Here is a 15,796-nt window from a genome sequence, read left to right on the forward strand (position 1 = left end):
CCTGACACCGATGGTGACGGCGTAAAAGATGGTGAAGAAATCAACACCATCGTGGATCCAACAACAGGTAAAACTATTGACGATCCAAACGCTAACGATCCAAAGACCAACCCGAACTCTAAAGACAACACCGGTGCACCAACCGATGGTGGCGAAGATCAGGGTGGCAACGCAGGTGACGGCAAGACTGATCCGGTAAATAACGGATCAGGTAAGGCTAAGAAGGTGCTGGCAAACACCGGTGCAGAGAATTCAACTCTGTTCGGCATGGCTGCGCTGGCTAGCCTCGCAGGTGCTGCAGCACTTCTGCTGCGTCGCCGCAAGAACTAAAACGCCTGTGACTGTTGCGCAGCCGGTCGGCCTTTAAGATCGGCCGGCTGCACACAACACACCAAGTAAGAGCCTGGCTCTGGGAACTTTCCCGGGGTCAGGCTCTTTACTTATGTACCGACGCGCTGGCAGTGAGTCAGTGGTTGCAGCTACCGTAACGGGCAAAATCGACTAACCTCTAAGTTATGCGCATTGCAACTTGGAACGTGAACTCTATCCGCACCCGCGTTGGCAGGGTTGTCGACTACCTGGTGCGCGATGATATCGACGTGCTAGCAATGCAAGAGATCAAATGTCGCCCCGATCAGTTTCCGGTCGCAGCGTTTGAGGATGCCGGCTATCAGGTTGTGGCACACGGTCTCAACCAGTGGAACGGCGTCGCCTTTGCGAGCCGCCACAAGATGACAGACATAACCACAGCTTTCGACGGCATGCCCGGTTTTGGTAAAGCAGTCAAAGGGCAAGAAACTGTGCAGGGCACAGACCCAAACGGCCTCCCGCAAGAGGCGCGCGCACTCGGCGTAACCATCGGGGAACTGCGCCTCTGGTCGCTGTACGTGCCAAACGGCCGCTCCCTCGACAACCCCCACTATGAATACAAACTCGAATGGTTGCAGGCCCTCAGACAGCAAATGCACGCGTGGTTGGCCGCAGATCCGCACCTACCGCTTGCTTTAATGGGTGACTGGAATATCGCCCCAACCGCGGCAGATATGGGCGATCCAGCGTTCATTCCCGGCGCTTCAACCCACGTTTCAGAGCGTGAGCGAGCCGAGTTTGCACAGTTCACAGACACTCTCACAGATGTTGTGCGGCCGCACCAACCGCACGGCTACAGCTTCTGGGACTACCAGGCAGCTAAATTTGAGCGGAATCTCGGTATGCGCATCGACTTTATTCTCGGATCAGACAGCTTTACCGATGCCGTCACGAACGGCTATATCGCAGCTGAAGAGCGGGAGGGTGCGGGGCCCAGCGATCACGTGCCGGTAGTCTGCGATCTTGATCTTGACCTGCTAGAGGCTGCATGGGAGGAAGAAGACTCACCAATGCTGTGGGCGTAAATAAACGGTAGCTGAGGCGGGACTCGAACCCGCGACCTCACGATTATGAGTCGTGCGCTCTCACCAACTGAGCTACTCAGCCGCGTTGGCCTTTCAAGCGCAAAGCTTTTATAAAAAGACCAGAGCCCCGAGCCAGGATTGAACTGGCGACCCCTTCCTTACCATGGAAGTGCTCTACCACTGAGCTATCGGGGCGTTTGCGTCTATGACAACTCGTCTAAGATATCAGATAACGACGAAAAGTTTCAAATCAGACGCAAAGTTTTTCGTCTGCGCGTGTTGCGCAACCGGCTAGGCTAGTTACTGTGAAAACAACTGTTCTCGCTATGGGCTTGCTGCTTGCAACTTTTATCGCGTTCGGGCGCGTGCTCTTTGGGCTGCTCGGCTCAAACACCGTCTGGTATGCCTTGGGTATCGCCCTACCCTATCTTTTGGTTTCTGTGTGGCTTAGCAGGCGTCTGGCAATCACTGCGCGCGCGGGGCGTCGCACAACCCGGGGGGTGATAGTCTCCGCTGCCCTCTCATGGCTTTGCGCTGCAACCTTCGCCGTCACTGTGCCCGATGTGCAGGCTGATGGATCCCTCGCCGCGATCACCGCGCCGCCAGGATCAAGCCCCTTCGCTCTCGAGATGGCGATCGCACTCTGCAACCCGTTCGCGATTTTACAGTTTGTGTTCCTTGGCGCGGCCATAGCAATTTCGTGGCACAACGCTCAGCCGGCGCGCATTGAAGTCGATTAATCGCTAAACTTAACGTTGTGTGTCGCAAGCGGCACTACACCTGGAGGATTCGCCTAGCGGCCTATGGCGCACGCCTGGAACGCGTGTTGGGTTAACGCCCTCAGGGGTTCAAATCCCCTATCCTCCGCTGATGCCTCACTGCATCTCTTTGCTGCGGTGGGGCTTTTTCTTGTTTAGTGCCCTTGCGTTACAGACACGCAAAACCCCGCCACTCTCAAATGAAACTGGCGGGGTTTTGTGCGTTTAATAAATTATTTCTCTGCAGTCTCTGTCTGCGCTTTGGTAAACCCGGTGACCGGCTGCGCTTCATCAAAACCAGCTGGTTGAGTTCTAAAGCCCTTAGTTAGGAAAACCAAGTAGATCAACCCGATAGCCAGCCAGATGCTACCGAGCATGAGCGATACGGATTCAAGATTTACCCACAGTATGAGCGTCATACCGGTTCCGATAATCGGCATCACAATGTACTTCATGATGTCTTTTCGAGTCTTGCGACGCCCCTGACGCACGGCGTAGTAGGCGATCACAGACAAATTCACGAAGGTGAAGGCGATAAGGGCGCCAAAGTTGATGAGGTGTGCAGTGAACTCAAGATCCAGCCATCCCGCTAGCAGTGTGACAACACCCACCAAAAGAACTGTGTAGATTGGGGTGTTGGTCTTTGGTGAGACATAACCGAAGAATTTGCGCGGCAGCACACCGTTGCGACCCATTACGAGCAGCATTCGGGCCACTGACGCGTGTGATGCAAGGGCGGATGCCATCGTTGCCGCAAAACCTGCTGCGGTAAAGATCCACATGAAGACATCGCCGCCAACCTGCTGACCCATCTGGGGTAGTGCGTTTTCAACATCGCCAAACGTCGAGTTATCTGGGAAACGCTGCTGGGTAAAGTAGCTTGCTACTAAGAAGATCAGACCGCCAAGCAGCACAGTCAGCAAGATCGCTTTCGGCATGATTTTTGGATTTTTTGCTTCTTCCGCATACATGGTTACCGCGTCAAACCCGATGAACGAGAAGCACACAACGGTTGCTGCTGCGACGACTTTCACGAAATCGAAGTCTTGACCGATAAAAGGTTGCACTGTCCAGAGTTGACCGGTGCCCGCACCCTTTTGCACCTGGCCGATCAGCATTACAAGGAATGAAGCCATGATGATCAGCGCGCCGACAAGCAGCAGGGAGTTAAGGTTTGAGGTGCCCTTCATTGTGAAGTAGACCGAAGCGGTGACGATTCCAGAAAACAGGAAGACCCAAAGCCACGGGTTTACCGCCGGCACCAGCTGCTCCATGTACTGGCGCAGAATAAGCACGTTCACAAGTGGCAGCATGATGTAGTCGAGCAGCGCAACCCAGCCCACCATGAAACCAACATTTGGGTGCATCGACTCACGGGTGTAGGTGTAGGCCGAGCCAGCGCTTGGAATAGCTCTCACCATTTTGCCGTAGCTAATCGCGGTGAAAGCCATCACGACAAGAGCGATAACATACGCAGATGGAACCGCCCCGTGTGTGTCTTCCGACACGATAGCGAACGTATCAAACACCACAGTTGGGGTCATATAACCCAGGCCGAGGCCAACAATAGCCCACAACCCGAGGTTGCGCTTCAGCGAACCATTTTGTTGCGCCACTTCGCGCTCCTTTCCGGCTTCTTTACCAGTCGACAAGGATCAAAAACATAATCCGATTTGTAAGTTTATACGCATATTTCCAAATAGTGTGCTGTTCTGAAAATAAATTTTTGGATCACTATCGCTAGCACGCTCTGTGGATAAATCTGAGCTGCGAAAATTATCCACAGATTCTTTTAGGCGCTGATTTTGCCCGCCCCTCTTCTCCTACGGTTATGGAAAACACCCCAACAGCAAGGAGATAGGGATGACGGCTAAGGCCAAACATAAATACAGTCGGGGGCGGATCGGCGCTCTGCTAGTCTGCGGCGCGATAATCGCGGGATCTGCCGTTTTTAACGGCGGTAACGCGCTTGATCCGCTCGGCATGCAACACACAGCGCCGGCCGCGCAAGCTGCTGAAAACGGGCCCGGGTTTTACAGCCCAAGTGGAATCGGCGCCGGCGGCTTCTACATAGACAGCAGCAAACTTGTGCACTACTGCCTCGAAATTGGAATCAAGATTCATACTGGTAGAGGGGATGCCGCCTCAGTTAACGTAACCAATGTTCCCGCATGGCAAGAGGTAGCGAATTACGGCCCGGCTGCGGGCACAGTTATGGGCTCGGTTGCGGTTACAGGCGAGCATCTCCAGGCGCTCAACTACATTCTCACAAAATGGGGGCAAACCGCAGACAATCAGCAGGCGACCGATGTGCAGCTAGCAGTCTGGCAATTACGCGGCCAGCTGGGTGTTACCGGTAAGTATTGGGATTACTTTAATTTGATCCTGGATACCGCCCGTAAAAGCGGCTACACCAGCAACCGGTACGAGCAAATGGTTGCGGAAGCATACAATGCGGTGCGCGCCTCAAACGCCGCAACCGCTGATTTTACCCCCGGCCAGCTCAGTGTGAAAAGCGCTAGCGGCTATTCCGGGACTATCACCGCACCGGCTGGCACCACCAAACTTAAAGTGGTAAACGGCAAACTAAAAATTGACGGCAAACTTGTGGCAGAGCACACTTTCTCTGAGCCTTTAAACGCTTCGGCCACCTTTGAGTTTGTGGGCGAAGCTCCGCCAGAGGCCGGCTGGAATCGCTACTACCAGATGTCATTTAGTGGCTCCCAAACAAATAGAGTGACTCGCACGGTCTATCCGGGCACTGTCCGAGTTTCAAAAATTCCCGGCATGCAGGCCGTGGTCACCAGTGAACCAACTCCGCCACGCACTGAAACGCTCGAAGAAACAAAACCACTGCAAGATATTTACACCACAATGGACACCCTCTGGTCACCGGGGCTGTCGTCGGCGGTGGAGAGCGAGTTTGTTGCAAGGGGAGCAAGTTTTAGCGATACGGTTACATTCTTCACTGCCGCTGAGAGTCAGAACCAGTGGCGCACAATGCACTCCCCCGACGGCACACCGATATATGCGCCAATTCACGCCACCGGCACACTCTACGGCCCGTTTTTGAGCGACCCGAAACTAAACCCTTCAATGACAGTGCCAAACGGCGCCCCGGTGGCAGGTCATGCAGAGGTGACCTCAGACCCCAAGCAGGGTGCCGGCACATACTCTGTTGACACGCATAATTTGATCGCAAACGAAGCTGGCTACTACACCTGGGTCTGGAATATAGAGCACGAAAAGCAGCTTCCCGAGGTGTTAGAGCCGCACAGTCAGGCCGGTATTAGTGGCGCGCCAGCGATTCCCGAAAAATATTTCTTCACCGACGGGTTTGGGCAGCGCACCGAAGGCCAAACTGTGCCCACCGAGCTCACACTCACAACTAAGGTTCGCGATACTGCACGCTCTATTGGTGAAACCACTGTAGACGCGGTTGCGGCGCACCCTGAAAACGGTGGCTGGTTGCAGGATGCGCAGGGTAACCGTGTGCCCGTAACCCTCAGCGGCATCGCCTACTACAGCGCAAGCAAACCGCAAAGACAGAGTGGCGTGCCAGCAGATGCTGTCGCTGTCGGGCAACCTCTATCTGTGTTAGTAAACTCACCTAACGACCCGGTCGAGAGCGCTGAATTTCGCGTTCCACTCACACTGCGTGAGGGGTATATTAGCTTCGTCTGGTGCGTGCATCGCGAGGATCAACCCGAAACAGTGCGCGGGTTAGTCAAAGAGGGGTGTGACGACTACGGCATACCCGAGGAGACGTTCAAAGTGAACACTCCCGAGGTTGCAACCAAAGCACAGGCGCAGGGATATTTCAGGGCAGCAATTTACGACACCGCTATCGTTTCAGGATCGCTGCCGGATCTCCCCGCGCGCATCAGTTTTGAGCTGTTCAAAAAGCCGGTAGCTGGAGAGCCTAAATACGGCCCTGACTGGCACCCTGTCATAGATGAAAAGGGCAACCCTGTGCTGTGGCAGGCAGATGAATTGCAGGATCCTAATGCAGTGTGTGAGGCGCAGCCGGTTGCTGCCACTGAGGCCATCCCGGTTGCTGGTGTTGGAGAGTTTAAGTCACCCGCGGTCACGGCACAAAGCTACGGCACCTTCTATTGGGTTGAGACCGTAGAAATCCAAGATCCAGACACGGGTGAGTGGGTTAGAGTGCACCGCGGTAAGTGCGGAATTCCAAACGAGACGACTACAGTTTCTGAACCACCTGCCCCCGCACCACCGCTGCCAACGCCACCTCCATCAAGCCCAAAGTTGGCGGCAACCGGCGCACCCTCAGCAACACCGTTGATGGGCTTAGCTGTGCTGTTAACTGCTGCCGCAGTTGGCGCGCTGGGGCTTACCCGCCAAAGCATCGGGAAGCGCGAAAAACGCCGCGGCACACGGTAGCGTCTGCAGGGCGCAGTGAATCCGGAACGAATCGTGGGTGTTATTTCAAATAATGGCGATAACGCCCACGATAGTCCGATGCGATTACCAAGTTTTGCGCTACTCGCGCACCAAAAGCTGGCGCTGTGCCAACTCTCGATACAGCGGCACCGTCTCTATCAACTCGTTATGAGTGCCCTGCCCGAGCACTCTGCCCTCATCCAGAACGATAATGAGATCACTGTCAACAACAGTAGCGAGCCGGTGGGCAATCACCACTAGAGTGCGATCGGCAGCCACAGCGTTAATAGCGTCGCGCATCGCAGCTTCGTTAACACCATCAAGATTCGCGGTTGATTCATCAAGCAGTAGCACAGGGGTGTTTGCCAGCAGAGCTCGGGCAATCGCCAGGCGCTGCTTCTCGCCGCCCGACAGCAGGATGCCCTGGTCGCCAACTTCAGCATCAAGGCCGGTTGCAAGATCGCCCTGTGCTGCAGCACGGTCGAGCAGGCCCCCCAGGTTAACCTGCCTAAGCACCGCTTCACACTCCGCATCACTCGCATTCGGCGCACTCAACAGAAGGTTATCGCGCACTGTGCCAGCAAGCACCGGAGCATCCTGCTCAACATAACCGATTTGTGCGCGCAGTTCAGCACGATCTAGATTGCGCAGGTCGATTCCACCAAAACTGATAACGCCGCTATCCGGATCGCTAAAACGTTCAATTAGCCCTAAAATCGTTGACTTACCCGCACCCGAGGGGCCAACCAAAGCAACTCGTTTACCGCGGGGCACGCTAAAGCTCACACCGTGCAACACCGGGGTTTCCACAATCTTCGGCGGGCGATACTGGTTGCGTTCGCGCCGACCCCCAACCAGGCTGCGCGCCTCAACTCTGTCGGGTGCGGCAGAACGGTAGGTGAAATGCACATCAGAAAATTCGATATGCGCGGCGGCGGGATCCTCCTCTGACAGCGGGATTAACTCACCCGCGGGCGCAAGCTGCGCATCTGTTGCGGTTTCCGTGTCGAGTCGTGTGACCTCCTGAATCCGCCCCAGCGCACCAAGCGCCCCATTAACTGAGGCCACCGCGCCAAAAATCTGCCCGAGTGGCGATGCAAGCAGGAAAACAAAAATCAGGAACATCACAAGCTCAGAAATTGTGGTGTCACCGTGCGCTACACGCCACCCGCCGAACCCGATAACAACGAGGAAAACCAGCTGCAGTGCGATAAACGACAGCGGTACGATCAGCGCAGACAGACGGGCCACTCGCAGGCCCAAACCGAATGCTTTTTCTGCCTGTGTTTCAAGCAGGGTTGCCTCACGCTCGCTGGCACCGTTTGCCCGAATAGTGCGAATAGATGAGATTGCACGGTCTACCCCCGCCGCAAGGTCACCAACCTGCTGCTGTGTCTCGGTCATCAGCGGTCGCATCCGCGCCGAAATCACCACAACAACAAGCAGTGCTGCCGCTAGCACCGCCGCGGTCGCAAAGAACAGCACGGCGTCAGTAACCAGCATTCCAATAACAGCACCAACTAAAACCAGGCTGCCAGCTATCGCCTCAACAAGCCCCTGTGTGAGCACGGCGCGCAGCGCAGTTGTGTCGCTACCGATCCGACTGACAAGATCACCCGAACGACGCCGATCAAACTCTGGAATCGGCAGAAAAACCAATTTCCTGATGAGGTTGCGGCGTGAATTCAAGACAACACCCTCACCCATACGCTGCAGGGTGTAGTGTTCAAGCCCAGAAAATATTGATCCGACAACCACACAAGACACCAGCAGAGCGACCAAAACACCCAGCGGTTCACTCATTTGGACGCGCTCAATAATCTTGCCGACCAAAACCGGCTGCGCCAGTGCCAGCAGAGCAGCCAACGCGCCAAGCACTAACGCTATGGTGAGCAGTTTACGCTGCTGTAAAACATACGGCAGCAGCTCTTTCACCGAGGCTCGATGCGGATCTTTTTCAGTCTTTTGCTTCGCTAACACGGTTTGTTCCTCGCTCTAATTCAGACTTTTTCCACATCGAATGCCACACGGCGCTATAGCAGCAGTTTAACCAGCCGCCGCAATCTGGCGCTGGGTTACGGCAAGGTGCAGCGCAGCTTCGGCTGCCTCACGCCCCTTAGCCTCAGCTGCTCCGGGCAAGCCCGACCGCTGAAAGGCCTGTTCTTCGTTGTCGGTTGTCAGCACACCGAACCCGATGGGCTTACCGGTATCCAACTGCACCCTTGTCAGCCCGTCGGTGACTGCGTTACAGACGTAGTCAAAGTGGGGCGTGCCACCGCGGATAATGACGCCGAGGCAGACCACCGCATCATAGCCGACAGCTGCGGTGGCGGCCGCCTGTGCGCCAAGCGGCAGCTCAAAAGAGCCGGCAACACGATAAACATCAGCGCTAGCGCCGGCACTCTCAACCGTGGCAAGTGCGTCGGCAATCATCGCCTCTGTCGCTTCCTGATGCCAGCTGCCGGCAACAATCGCAACACGCATTCCGGTAGCGTCTACTCGTAAATCTGGTGCGCCCTGGCCGCTCATTAGTTTCCTCCTAAATCTTGAGGCAGAGTGTGCTGCATCCGGTCACGTTTAACAGCCATATAGTCTCGGTTCTCGTCGCCCACAGCCACAATCAACGGCACCCGTTCAGTGACGGTAATTCCGTGCGCTGCAAGCTGCGCTATCTTGTCTGTGTTGTTGGTGAGCAGTCGCACGTTGTTGACGCCGAGCTCGTGCAGAATGTGTGCGGCTGGCGCGTAATCGCGGTTATCTGCCGGCAGGCCGAGCTGTAGATTGGCGTCTACTGTGTCAAAGCCCTCTTCCTGCAGCGCGTATGCGCGCATCTTGTTAGCGAGCCCAATACCGCGCCCCTCCTGCCCGCGCATGTAGAGCACAACACCGCCCTCTGCCGCGATGTGCTGCAGAGCCGCGTCAAGCTGCGGGCCGCACTCGCACTTCAAAGACCCTAATGCTTCGCCGGTCAAACACTCCGAGTGCACGCGCACTGTGGCACCCAAACCCGGGCGGTTGCCGTCGGCATCTAGCCCTACTACAGCGATGTGATCGACCCCTAAATGCCGATCACGGAATGCAAGCATTCTGAGGTCACCGTATTTTGTTGGCACGAGTGTATCGGCCTTTAAACTAACCCGTCGTGTGCGAGTTTTAACAGTATTTTCCCCGGTCACAGCATCATTCTCGGTAAGGAATGCAATCAAGCGTTCAATTGTTGTGACCGGCACACCCTCACGCTCACCAAGCTCTAGAAGCTCTGGCAGACGCATCATCTCACCATCATCGGCAACAATTTCTGCAATTGCTGCTACCGGCCTAAGGCCAGCCAACCGCATCAGCTCTACCGATGCTTCAGTGTGCCCTGCGCGCTCACGCACGCCGCCGTCAACCGCACGCAACGGAAGAATGTGCCCCGGGCGATTCACATCGCTTGTTTTCGCCTCAGGGTTCGCCAAAACCCGCAGCGTCGTCATCCGGTCTTTTGCGCTAATACCGGTGGTCACGCCCTCTGCTGCGTCAACCGTCACAGTGTAGGCGGTTGAACGCGCATCTTCATTGCGCTCCACCATCATCGGTAAATCAAGCTGATCAGCTATTTCGTTGGTCATTGGGGCGCATAATAAACCGGACGAATGCTTCACCGTCCAAGCCACCCATTCTTGCGTGGCTAGCTCTGCCGAGAGAATAACGTCGCCCTCATTTTCTCGATCCTCATCATCTGCAACGATGACCGGTTTGCCGGCTCGCAACGCCTCAAGCACCTCAGGGATCTCAGCGATTGGCATGGTTATTCTGCTCCATCCTGGATTTCAGTAGTTTGCGCGGCGTCGTGCAGCCTAGCACCGCCTGTTACGCGCGATCCGAAAGCTGTCAAACGCGCAACATGACGCGCAAGAATATCTGTTTCGATATTTACAACGTCTCCCACTTTACGCTCTCCGAGGGTGGTTGCGCTGAGTGTTTCCGGAATTAGCGACACCTCAAACCACTGCTGGTCGGCCGCCGTCGCAGCATCAGACACCTTAGAAACAGTGAGCGAAACCCCGTCAACAGTGATTGAGCCTTTATCAACAACGAGCGGCGCGTGCTCTGCTGCCAGTGAAAAACGCAGCACCCGCCACTTATCGCCCGGGCGCACCTTAAGCACTTCGGCTGTGCCGTCAATATGCCCCTGCACAATGTGACCACCCAAGCGGGCGCCCACCTTCGCAGCACGCTCTAAATTCACGCGCCTACCAATCTGCGCACGCCCGAGTGTTGAAAGACGCAGGGTCTGCTCCATCACATCGGCAGTGAACTGCTCTTTATTAAACTCCACCGCGGTGAGGCAGACACCCGAAACAGCAATAGAGTCACCGTGCTGCACATCGGTGAGCACTTCCGCACCACGCACCGTCAGGCGAACACCGTCACCAGCTGCTTCAATCGCCACAATCTCACCGGTAGCTTCAATCAGCCCCGTAAACACCAAGTGCCTCCTTCATAACCAAGCGCACCAGCAGGTCGTCGCCGAGCTGGCGCGTCTCCACCGCACTAAAACGTTTAATTTCCGCAATTGATTCCACACCAATATCACCGATTGCGTGGCGCTTGCCGCCGAGCAGCGCGGGCGCAATATAGACCAGGCACTCATCAACAAGGTTTAGCGCGAGTAACGCACTAATCAGGGTCGGGCCGCCCTCAACAAACAGAGTGTTTATCCCCTGCGCCTTAAGCTCATTGAGGTCTTTCACCAAATCTGTGCCATTCTTGCGGATCGGCGCGCCAGCCGGGTGACTGTTTACCCGCGCCGCGGCGGGAATCTCGCGTTTGCCAAAGATCACGGGTCGCGGCTGCTCCCTGGCCGGCACAAGCAGCTCGCCGTTAACAGCGCGCGCTGTCAAGCTCGGATCGTCTGCGAGCACGGTGCCGGTGCCCACTGCGATCGCGTCAGCTGCCGCGCGGCGTAAATGCACATCGGCGCGGGCTGCGGCGCCGGTTATCCACTGACTGCTGCCGTCGCTTGCGGCCGCACGCCCGTCTACAGTCTGCGCCCACTTGGCAATAGTGTACGGGCGAGATAGTGCAGCTGCTCCTGCCGCACCGGTTGAATTGCTCGCTTTACTGCCGCCGCCCACACGACGCAGCCAGTCACTGCGCAAAACATCTGTGCTGAGTTTCCCGACTCCGGCCTTAACGGGTATCCCGGCTGCCGCAAGCGCACCCGCTCCGCCGCCGGATAGCGCGCCGGGGTCGGTTGAACCGAACGCTACCGCGCCGATCCGCACCGCTTTTAATGCTGCAACGCAGGGGCCTGTGCGGCCGGTGTGGTTGCAGGGTTCTAGTGTGACCACGGCGGTAAGCTCGCTAAAATCTGTGACGCCGCGCGTCTGAGCTGCCGCGAGCGCCGCAATTTCAGCGTGCGGGGTGCCGGAGCCTAAATGCCAACCCTCGGCAACGATGCGGCCCGCAGCATCAACTAACACGCATCCGACCTGCGGGTTGGGGGTGTCAGCGGGGCCGCGACGCGCGATAACGCAGGCGCGCTGCATCGCCTCCTCTAGCAGCTGACCGTTCAACACCGCAGTCGTATCTCCCTTTATTTAAATTGGCTAACGCGCTTCTTTTACCGGTAACCGCACGCATACTACCCAAATTTGTGTGCGGTTTAGGTGGGTTTTAGCGCAGGCCCATCGCCTTGTAGACACGATCCAGAGTTGCGTTTGCAACCGCATTAGCGCGCTCTGCTGCGCCTGCGAGCAAACGGTCAAGCTCTGCCCGGTCACTCAACAGTTCGTTGGTGCGCTCACGAATCGGCGAGAAGGTTGCTTCAACAACCTCAGCGAGGCCCTTCTTCAGGTCACCGTAGCCGCGGCCAGCATACTCTGCTTCGATACTCTCGATTGAGCGCCCAGCCAGCACCGCAAAAATCGTGAGCAGGTTTGAAACTCCCGGCTTGTTTTCGCGGTCAAAACGAATCTCTCCGTCGGTGTCGGTGACCGCGCGCATAATCTTTTTTCGAGTTTTTGCGGGATCATCAAGCACGTTAATCAAACCCGCATCACTCTCAGCTGATTTCGACATTTTCGCTGTCGGATTCTGCAGGTCAAAAATCTTTGCTGTGCCCTGCTGAATTTGCGCTTCCGGAATAACAAAAGTGTCGCCAAAACGCTGATTAAAACGCTGCGCGATATCACGGGTCAGCTCAACATGCTGGCGTTGATCTTCACCAACGGGCACAATGTCTGCGTTATAGAGCAGAATATCGGCCGCCATCAGAATCGGGTATGTGAAAAGCCCCACCGTGGTTGAATCAGAGCCGTAACGCTGCGACTTATCTTTAAACTGAGTCATGCGCCCGGCCTCACCAAAACCGGTGATCGTGTTAAACGCCCACGCGAGTTCTGCGTGCGCTGGCACGTCGCTCTGCACATACAGCGTCGATTTTGCGGGGTCTATGCCGGCAGCAATGTACTGCGCTGCCGTGCGACGGGTGCGCTCGCGCAGCTCCTGTGGATCCTGCGGAACGGTAATCGCATGCATGTTTACAACACAGAAATACGCGTCAAAGCTGTCTTGCAGCTCAACCCACTGGGTTAGCGCACCCACATAGTTACCAAGATGCAGCGAATCAGCAGACGGCTGCATACCCGAAAAAATCACTGGTTTATTCATCTTTTTACTTTCGTCTGAAAACTTGCTTGCGGATCGGTCGGCTGCCCTATGACAGCCGGTAGTCGGCGACAACCGGCGCATGATCGCTCCAGCGCGCATCGTAGCTCGGATACCGATCAACCCGATAGTTGGTGACAGCTGATGCCAGCGCCGGGGTGACAACGTGATAGTCGATGCGCCATCCGGTGTCGTTGTCAAACGCCTGCCCGCGATTTGACCACCAAGTGTATGGCCCCTCAACCTCACCAGCAAATGTGCGGCCAACGTCGATATAGCCGAGGCCTGCGCGCTCCGATCCGTCCACCGTCTGAGCTTTTTCACCTGCCGGCGCAAAAAATGCGTCGAAATAGGCGCGCTCTTCAAGCAGGAAGCCCGCCTTTTTTCTGTTGCCCTTCCAGTTCTTAATGTCGAGCTCGCGATGGCCAACGTTGAGGTCTCCCACAACAGCAACACGGTCGCGTTCTTGGGCGAGCTCGGCGAGGCGGGCGCTCATCGCGTCAAGCATCGCCCACTTCTGTTCTTGCCGTTCTGTGCCAACCTCGCCTGAGTGCATGTAGACGCTCACGACCGTAATCTGCTCACCGTCGATCGTATAGTCTGCCTCCAGCCAGCGACCGTCAGAGTGCGCCGCAGCGCCCCCCACCCCGCGTCGCACAGCATCGGGCGCAACCCGGCTGATAAGCGCAACACCCGCGCGCCCCTTCGCCGCAGCCGCATCGTGTTCAATATGCCAGCTGTCGTCAATTAATTCAGTCAACTGTTCGGTTGTGGCGCGCACCTCTTGCAGCGCAACCACATCTGCGCCGCTGTTTGCGAGCCACTCTGCCATACCTTTCCGGTATGCGGCACGCACCCCATTGACGTTGACAGACGCTAAACGGAAGTTTGTTGGCATGGCTACTAGTTTAGTCTGCGGTGTTAGAGGGCGCGGGCGGTATTCTGTCACTATGGTTACCCCACAAGATGACTCAGCGACACCGCACGCTACCCCACCTGCCGGCACGGGTTTGGGGCCTTTAAACTCCGCGCAGGTTGCTGCGGTGCAAGCTGGTTACCGCTCTGAGGGGCTCGCGCTTGAGCTTGGCGCACTGGTGAATGGGGAGGCGCTGCCTGAGGTGCAGATCCGCATTCCAATTTCGCAGTTGAACAGGCACGGGCTTATTGCGGGTGCGACCGGCACGGGCAAAACCAAGAGCCTGCAGATTTTGCTTGAACAGTTGAGCGCCAACGGTGTGCCGGTTTTTGCCGCCGATATGAAGGGTGACCTGTCTGGTGTTGCATCGCCTGGCACGGCGAGCGAAAAACTGCTTGCCCGCACCGCAGGAATCGGTCAAAACTGGCAGCCGGCCGCATCTCCTGTTGAGTTCTACTCACTCGGTGGGCGCGGGCAGGGTGTGCCAATTCGCGCAACGGTCACCAGTTTCGGCCCGCTGATGTTTGCAAAGATTTTAGGGCTCAACAACACGCAAGAATCGAGCCTGTCACTAGTTTTTCAATACGCCGACGCCAACGGTCTGCCGCTTGTCGATCTGAAAGACCTCCGCGCCGTGCTCATGCACCTCACAAGCCCGGCAGGCAAGGAAGAACTCGCCTCTCTCGGCGGCGTCTCGAAACAAACTGCGGGTGTTATCTTACGTGAGCTGTCTAACTTTGCTGCCTCAGGGGCCGATGTTTTCTTCGGTGAGCCAGAGATTGACGCAAACGATTTTCTGCGGCTTGCTTCCGACGGCCGGGGCATTGTGTCGCTGCTGCAGCTGCCGGGTGTCGCCAATGAGCCGCGTTTATTCTCGACATTCCTGATGTGGCTGCTCGCCGATCTCTTTAACTCCCTGCCTGAGGTTGGCGATCTTGAAAAACCAAAGCTCGTGTTTTTCTTCGATGAGGCGCATCTGCTGTTTAACGGCGCATCGAAGGAGTTTGTGAACCAGGTTGTGCAGACTGTGCGACTGATTCGCTCAAAGGGTGTGGGTGTATTCTTCATCACACAGAGCCCGAAAGATATTCCAAATGATGTGCTCGCCCAGCTCGGGTCGCGGATCCAGCATCAGTTGCGCGCGCACACTCCTGATGATGCGAAGGCGTTAAAAGCGGCCTCTGCAACCTATCCGCAAAGCGGCTACAAGCTTGAAAATGTGCTCACACAACTGGGCACCGGCGAGGCTATTATTACGGTGTTGAGCGAGAGTGGCGCGCCGACACCCACCGCATGGACCAGAATGCGGGCACCGCAGGGCAGCATGGATCCGACAGCACCGGAAACAATTGCGGCAGCTGTTGCAGCTTCACCGCTGCTCGCAAAATATGGCACCCCGGTTGACCCGGAAAGCGCTTACGAAATTCTTGCAAATCGCATGAATCAGAGCGCGAACGGCACTAACAGCGCAGAAGTTCCAGTTGAGGATCAGGCACGCAGCTACGGCCCGCCAGAGTCGCTGCCACGCCCTAGCCGCACAACAACCCGAACCACCGCACGAAGCCAGAAAAGCACACTCGAGCAGGTGTTGGGCAGCCGCACCGGGCAAACAGTGGTGCGCGAGGTGGTGCGCGGAGTTTTTAACGCACTGCTGAAACGCCGCTAGCGCC

General features: G+C 56.5%; 13 protein-coding genes and 3 tRNA genes. 6 read left to right on the top strand and 10 right to left on the bottom strand.

Annotation, left to right across the window (positions count from 1 at the left end; all coding sequences use genetic code 11):
* Both HCQ99_RS06345 and HCQ99_RS06350 read left to right on the top strand, forming a co-directional pair.
* Window positions 1–330: LPXTG cell wall anchor domain-containing protein (locus HCQ99_RS06345; protein ID WP_166987693.1), on the top strand; the 330-nt coding region annotated here is incomplete at its 5' end.
* Between the two features lie 185 nt (window positions 331–515).
* Window positions 516–1,394, top strand: coding sequence for an exodeoxyribonuclease III (locus HCQ99_RS06350; RefSeq protein ID WP_166987696.1), 879 nt, complete (start codon window positions 516–518; stop codon window positions 1,392–1,394).
* Between the two features lie 8 nt (window positions 1,395–1,402).
* Here HCQ99_RS06350 and HCQ99_RS06355 read toward each other — a convergent pair.
* Window positions 1,403–1,476: transfer RNA gene (locus tag HCQ99_RS06355), tRNA-Met, on the bottom strand.
* A 41-nt stretch (window positions 1,477–1,517) separates the two neighbouring features.
* A tRNA-Thr gene (locus HCQ99_RS06360) sits at window positions 1,518–1,589 on the bottom strand.
* 110 nt (window positions 1,590–1,699) lie between these two features.
* On the opposite strand from HCQ99_RS06360, the gene HCQ99_RS06365 reads away from it, so the two are divergent.
* Both HCQ99_RS06365 and HCQ99_RS06370 read left to right on the top strand, forming a co-directional pair.
* Window positions 1,700–2,134 (top strand): hypothetical protein, encoded by a 435-nt coding sequence (locus HCQ99_RS06365; protein WP_166987699.1) that lies wholly within the window; start codon window positions 1,700–1,702, stop codon window positions 2,132–2,134.
* A gap of 42 nt (window positions 2,135–2,176) precedes the next feature.
* Window positions 2,177–2,261 (top strand) — tRNA-Ser (locus HCQ99_RS06370).
* A 124-nt stretch (window positions 2,262–2,385) separates the two neighbouring features.
* On the opposite strand, the gene HCQ99_RS06375 is transcribed toward HCQ99_RS06370, so the two are convergent.
* On the bottom strand, window positions 2,386–3,768 hold the full coding sequence (locus HCQ99_RS06375; RefSeq protein ID WP_279586821.1) for an APC family permease: 1,383 nt from the start codon (window positions 3,766–3,768) through the stop codon (window positions 2,386–2,388).
* Between the two features lie 247 nt (window positions 3,769–4,015).
* Between HCQ99_RS06375 and HCQ99_RS06380 the strand changes: the two genes are divergently transcribed.
* The gene (locus HCQ99_RS06380) at window positions 4,016–6,556 is read left to right on the top strand and encodes a hypothetical protein (protein WP_166987702.1); all 2,541 of its coding nucleotides are present in this window, start codon (window positions 4,016–4,018) and stop codon (window positions 6,554–6,556) included.
* Between the two features lie 99 nt (window positions 6,557–6,655).
* Here the strand turns inward: HCQ99_RS06380 and HCQ99_RS06385 are convergent, their stop codons facing one another.
* From HCQ99_RS06385 to HCQ99_RS06415, 7 genes are all read right to left on the bottom strand, one after another.
* Window positions 6,656–8,536, bottom strand: a complete 1,881-nt coding sequence (locus HCQ99_RS06385) for an ABC transporter ATP-binding protein (protein ID WP_166987705.1) — start codon at window positions 8,534–8,536, stop codon at window positions 6,656–6,658.
* Between the two features lie 66 nt (window positions 8,537–8,602).
* Window positions 8,603–9,085, bottom strand: a complete 483-nt coding sequence (gene ribH / locus HCQ99_RS06390) for a 6,7-dimethyl-8-ribityllumazine synthase (RefSeq protein ID WP_166987708.1) — start codon at window positions 9,083–9,085, stop codon at window positions 8,603–8,605.
* The gene (gene ribB / locus HCQ99_RS06395; RefSeq protein WP_166987711.1) at window positions 9,085–10,344 is read right to left on the bottom strand and encodes a 3,4-dihydroxy-2-butanone-4-phosphate synthase; all 1,260 of its coding nucleotides are present in this window, start codon (window positions 10,342–10,344) and stop codon (window positions 9,085–9,087) included. Before ribB ends, ribH begins: the two co-directional genes overlap by 1 nt.
* A gap of 2 nt (window positions 10,345–10,346) precedes the next feature.
* Entirely contained in the window at window positions 10,347–11,027 is a 681-nt protein-coding gene (locus tag HCQ99_RS06400; protein ID WP_166987714.1) for a riboflavin synthase, read from the bottom strand.
* Complete coding sequence (ribD, locus tag HCQ99_RS06405) at window positions 11,008–12,120, bottom strand: bifunctional diaminohydroxyphosphoribosylaminopyrimidine deaminase/5-amino-6-(5-phosphoribosylamino)uracil reductase RibD (RefSeq protein ID WP_243854812.1); 1,113 nt, start codon at window positions 12,118–12,120, stop codon at window positions 11,008–11,010. The genes HCQ99_RS06400 and ribD overlap by 20 nt, the downstream gene beginning before the upstream one ends.
* Window positions 12,121–12,217: 97 nt before the next feature.
* On the bottom strand, window positions 12,218–13,213 hold the full coding sequence (gene trpS, locus HCQ99_RS06410) for a tryptophan--tRNA ligase (RefSeq protein ID WP_166987716.1): 996 nt from the start codon (window positions 13,211–13,213) through the stop codon (window positions 12,218–12,220).
* A gap of 46 nt (window positions 13,214–13,259) precedes the next feature.
* Entirely contained in the window at window positions 13,260–14,108 is an 849-nt protein-coding gene (locus HCQ99_RS06415) for an exodeoxyribonuclease III (RefSeq protein ID WP_166987719.1), read from the bottom strand.
* Between the two features lie 52 nt (window positions 14,109–14,160).
* Here HCQ99_RS06415 and HCQ99_RS06420 point away from each other — a divergent pair, with 52 nt between their 5' ends.
* Window positions 14,161–15,792, top strand: a complete 1,632-nt coding sequence (locus HCQ99_RS06420; RefSeq protein WP_243854813.1) for a helicase HerA-like domain-containing protein — start codon at window positions 14,161–14,163, stop codon at window positions 15,790–15,792.
* The last annotated feature ends 4 nt before the right edge of the window (window positions 15,793–15,796 follow it).

It is taken from the genome of Canibacter zhoujuaniae, assembly GCF_011752015.1.
In the GTDB taxonomy this organism is placed as follows: Bacteria; Actinomycetota; Actinomycetes; order Actinomycetales; family Microbacteriaceae; genus Canibacter; species Canibacter zhoujuaniae.

Excerpts from the sequence above, each read along its gene's own strand:
- ribB (WP_166987711.1), bottom strand. The coding sequence starts at position 10,344 with ATGCCAATCGCTGAGATCCCTGAGGTGCTTGAGGCGTTGCGAGCCGGC.
- HCQ99_RS06380 (WP_166987702.1), top strand. The coding sequence starts at position 4,016 with ATGACGGCTAAGGCCAAACATAAATACAGTCGGGGGCGGATCGGCGCT.
- ribH (WP_166987708.1), bottom strand. The coding sequence starts at position 9,085 with ATGAGCGGCCAGGGCGCACCAGATTTACGAGTAGACGCTACCGGAATG.
- trpS (WP_166987716.1), bottom strand. The coding sequence starts at position 13,213 with ATGAATAAACCAGTGATTTTTTCGGGTATGCAGCCGTCTGCTGATTCG.
- HCQ99_RS06420 (WP_243854813.1), top strand. The coding sequence starts at position 14,161 with ATGGTTACCCCACAAGATGACTCAGCGACACCGCACGCTACCCCACCT.
- HCQ99_RS06415 (WP_166987719.1), bottom strand. The coding sequence starts at position 14,108 with ATGCCAACAAACTTCCGTTTAGCGTCTGTCAACGTCAATGGGGTGCGT.
- HCQ99_RS06350 (WP_166987696.1), top strand. The coding sequence starts at position 516 with ATGCGCATTGCAACTTGGAACGTGAACTCTATCCGCACCCGCGTTGGC.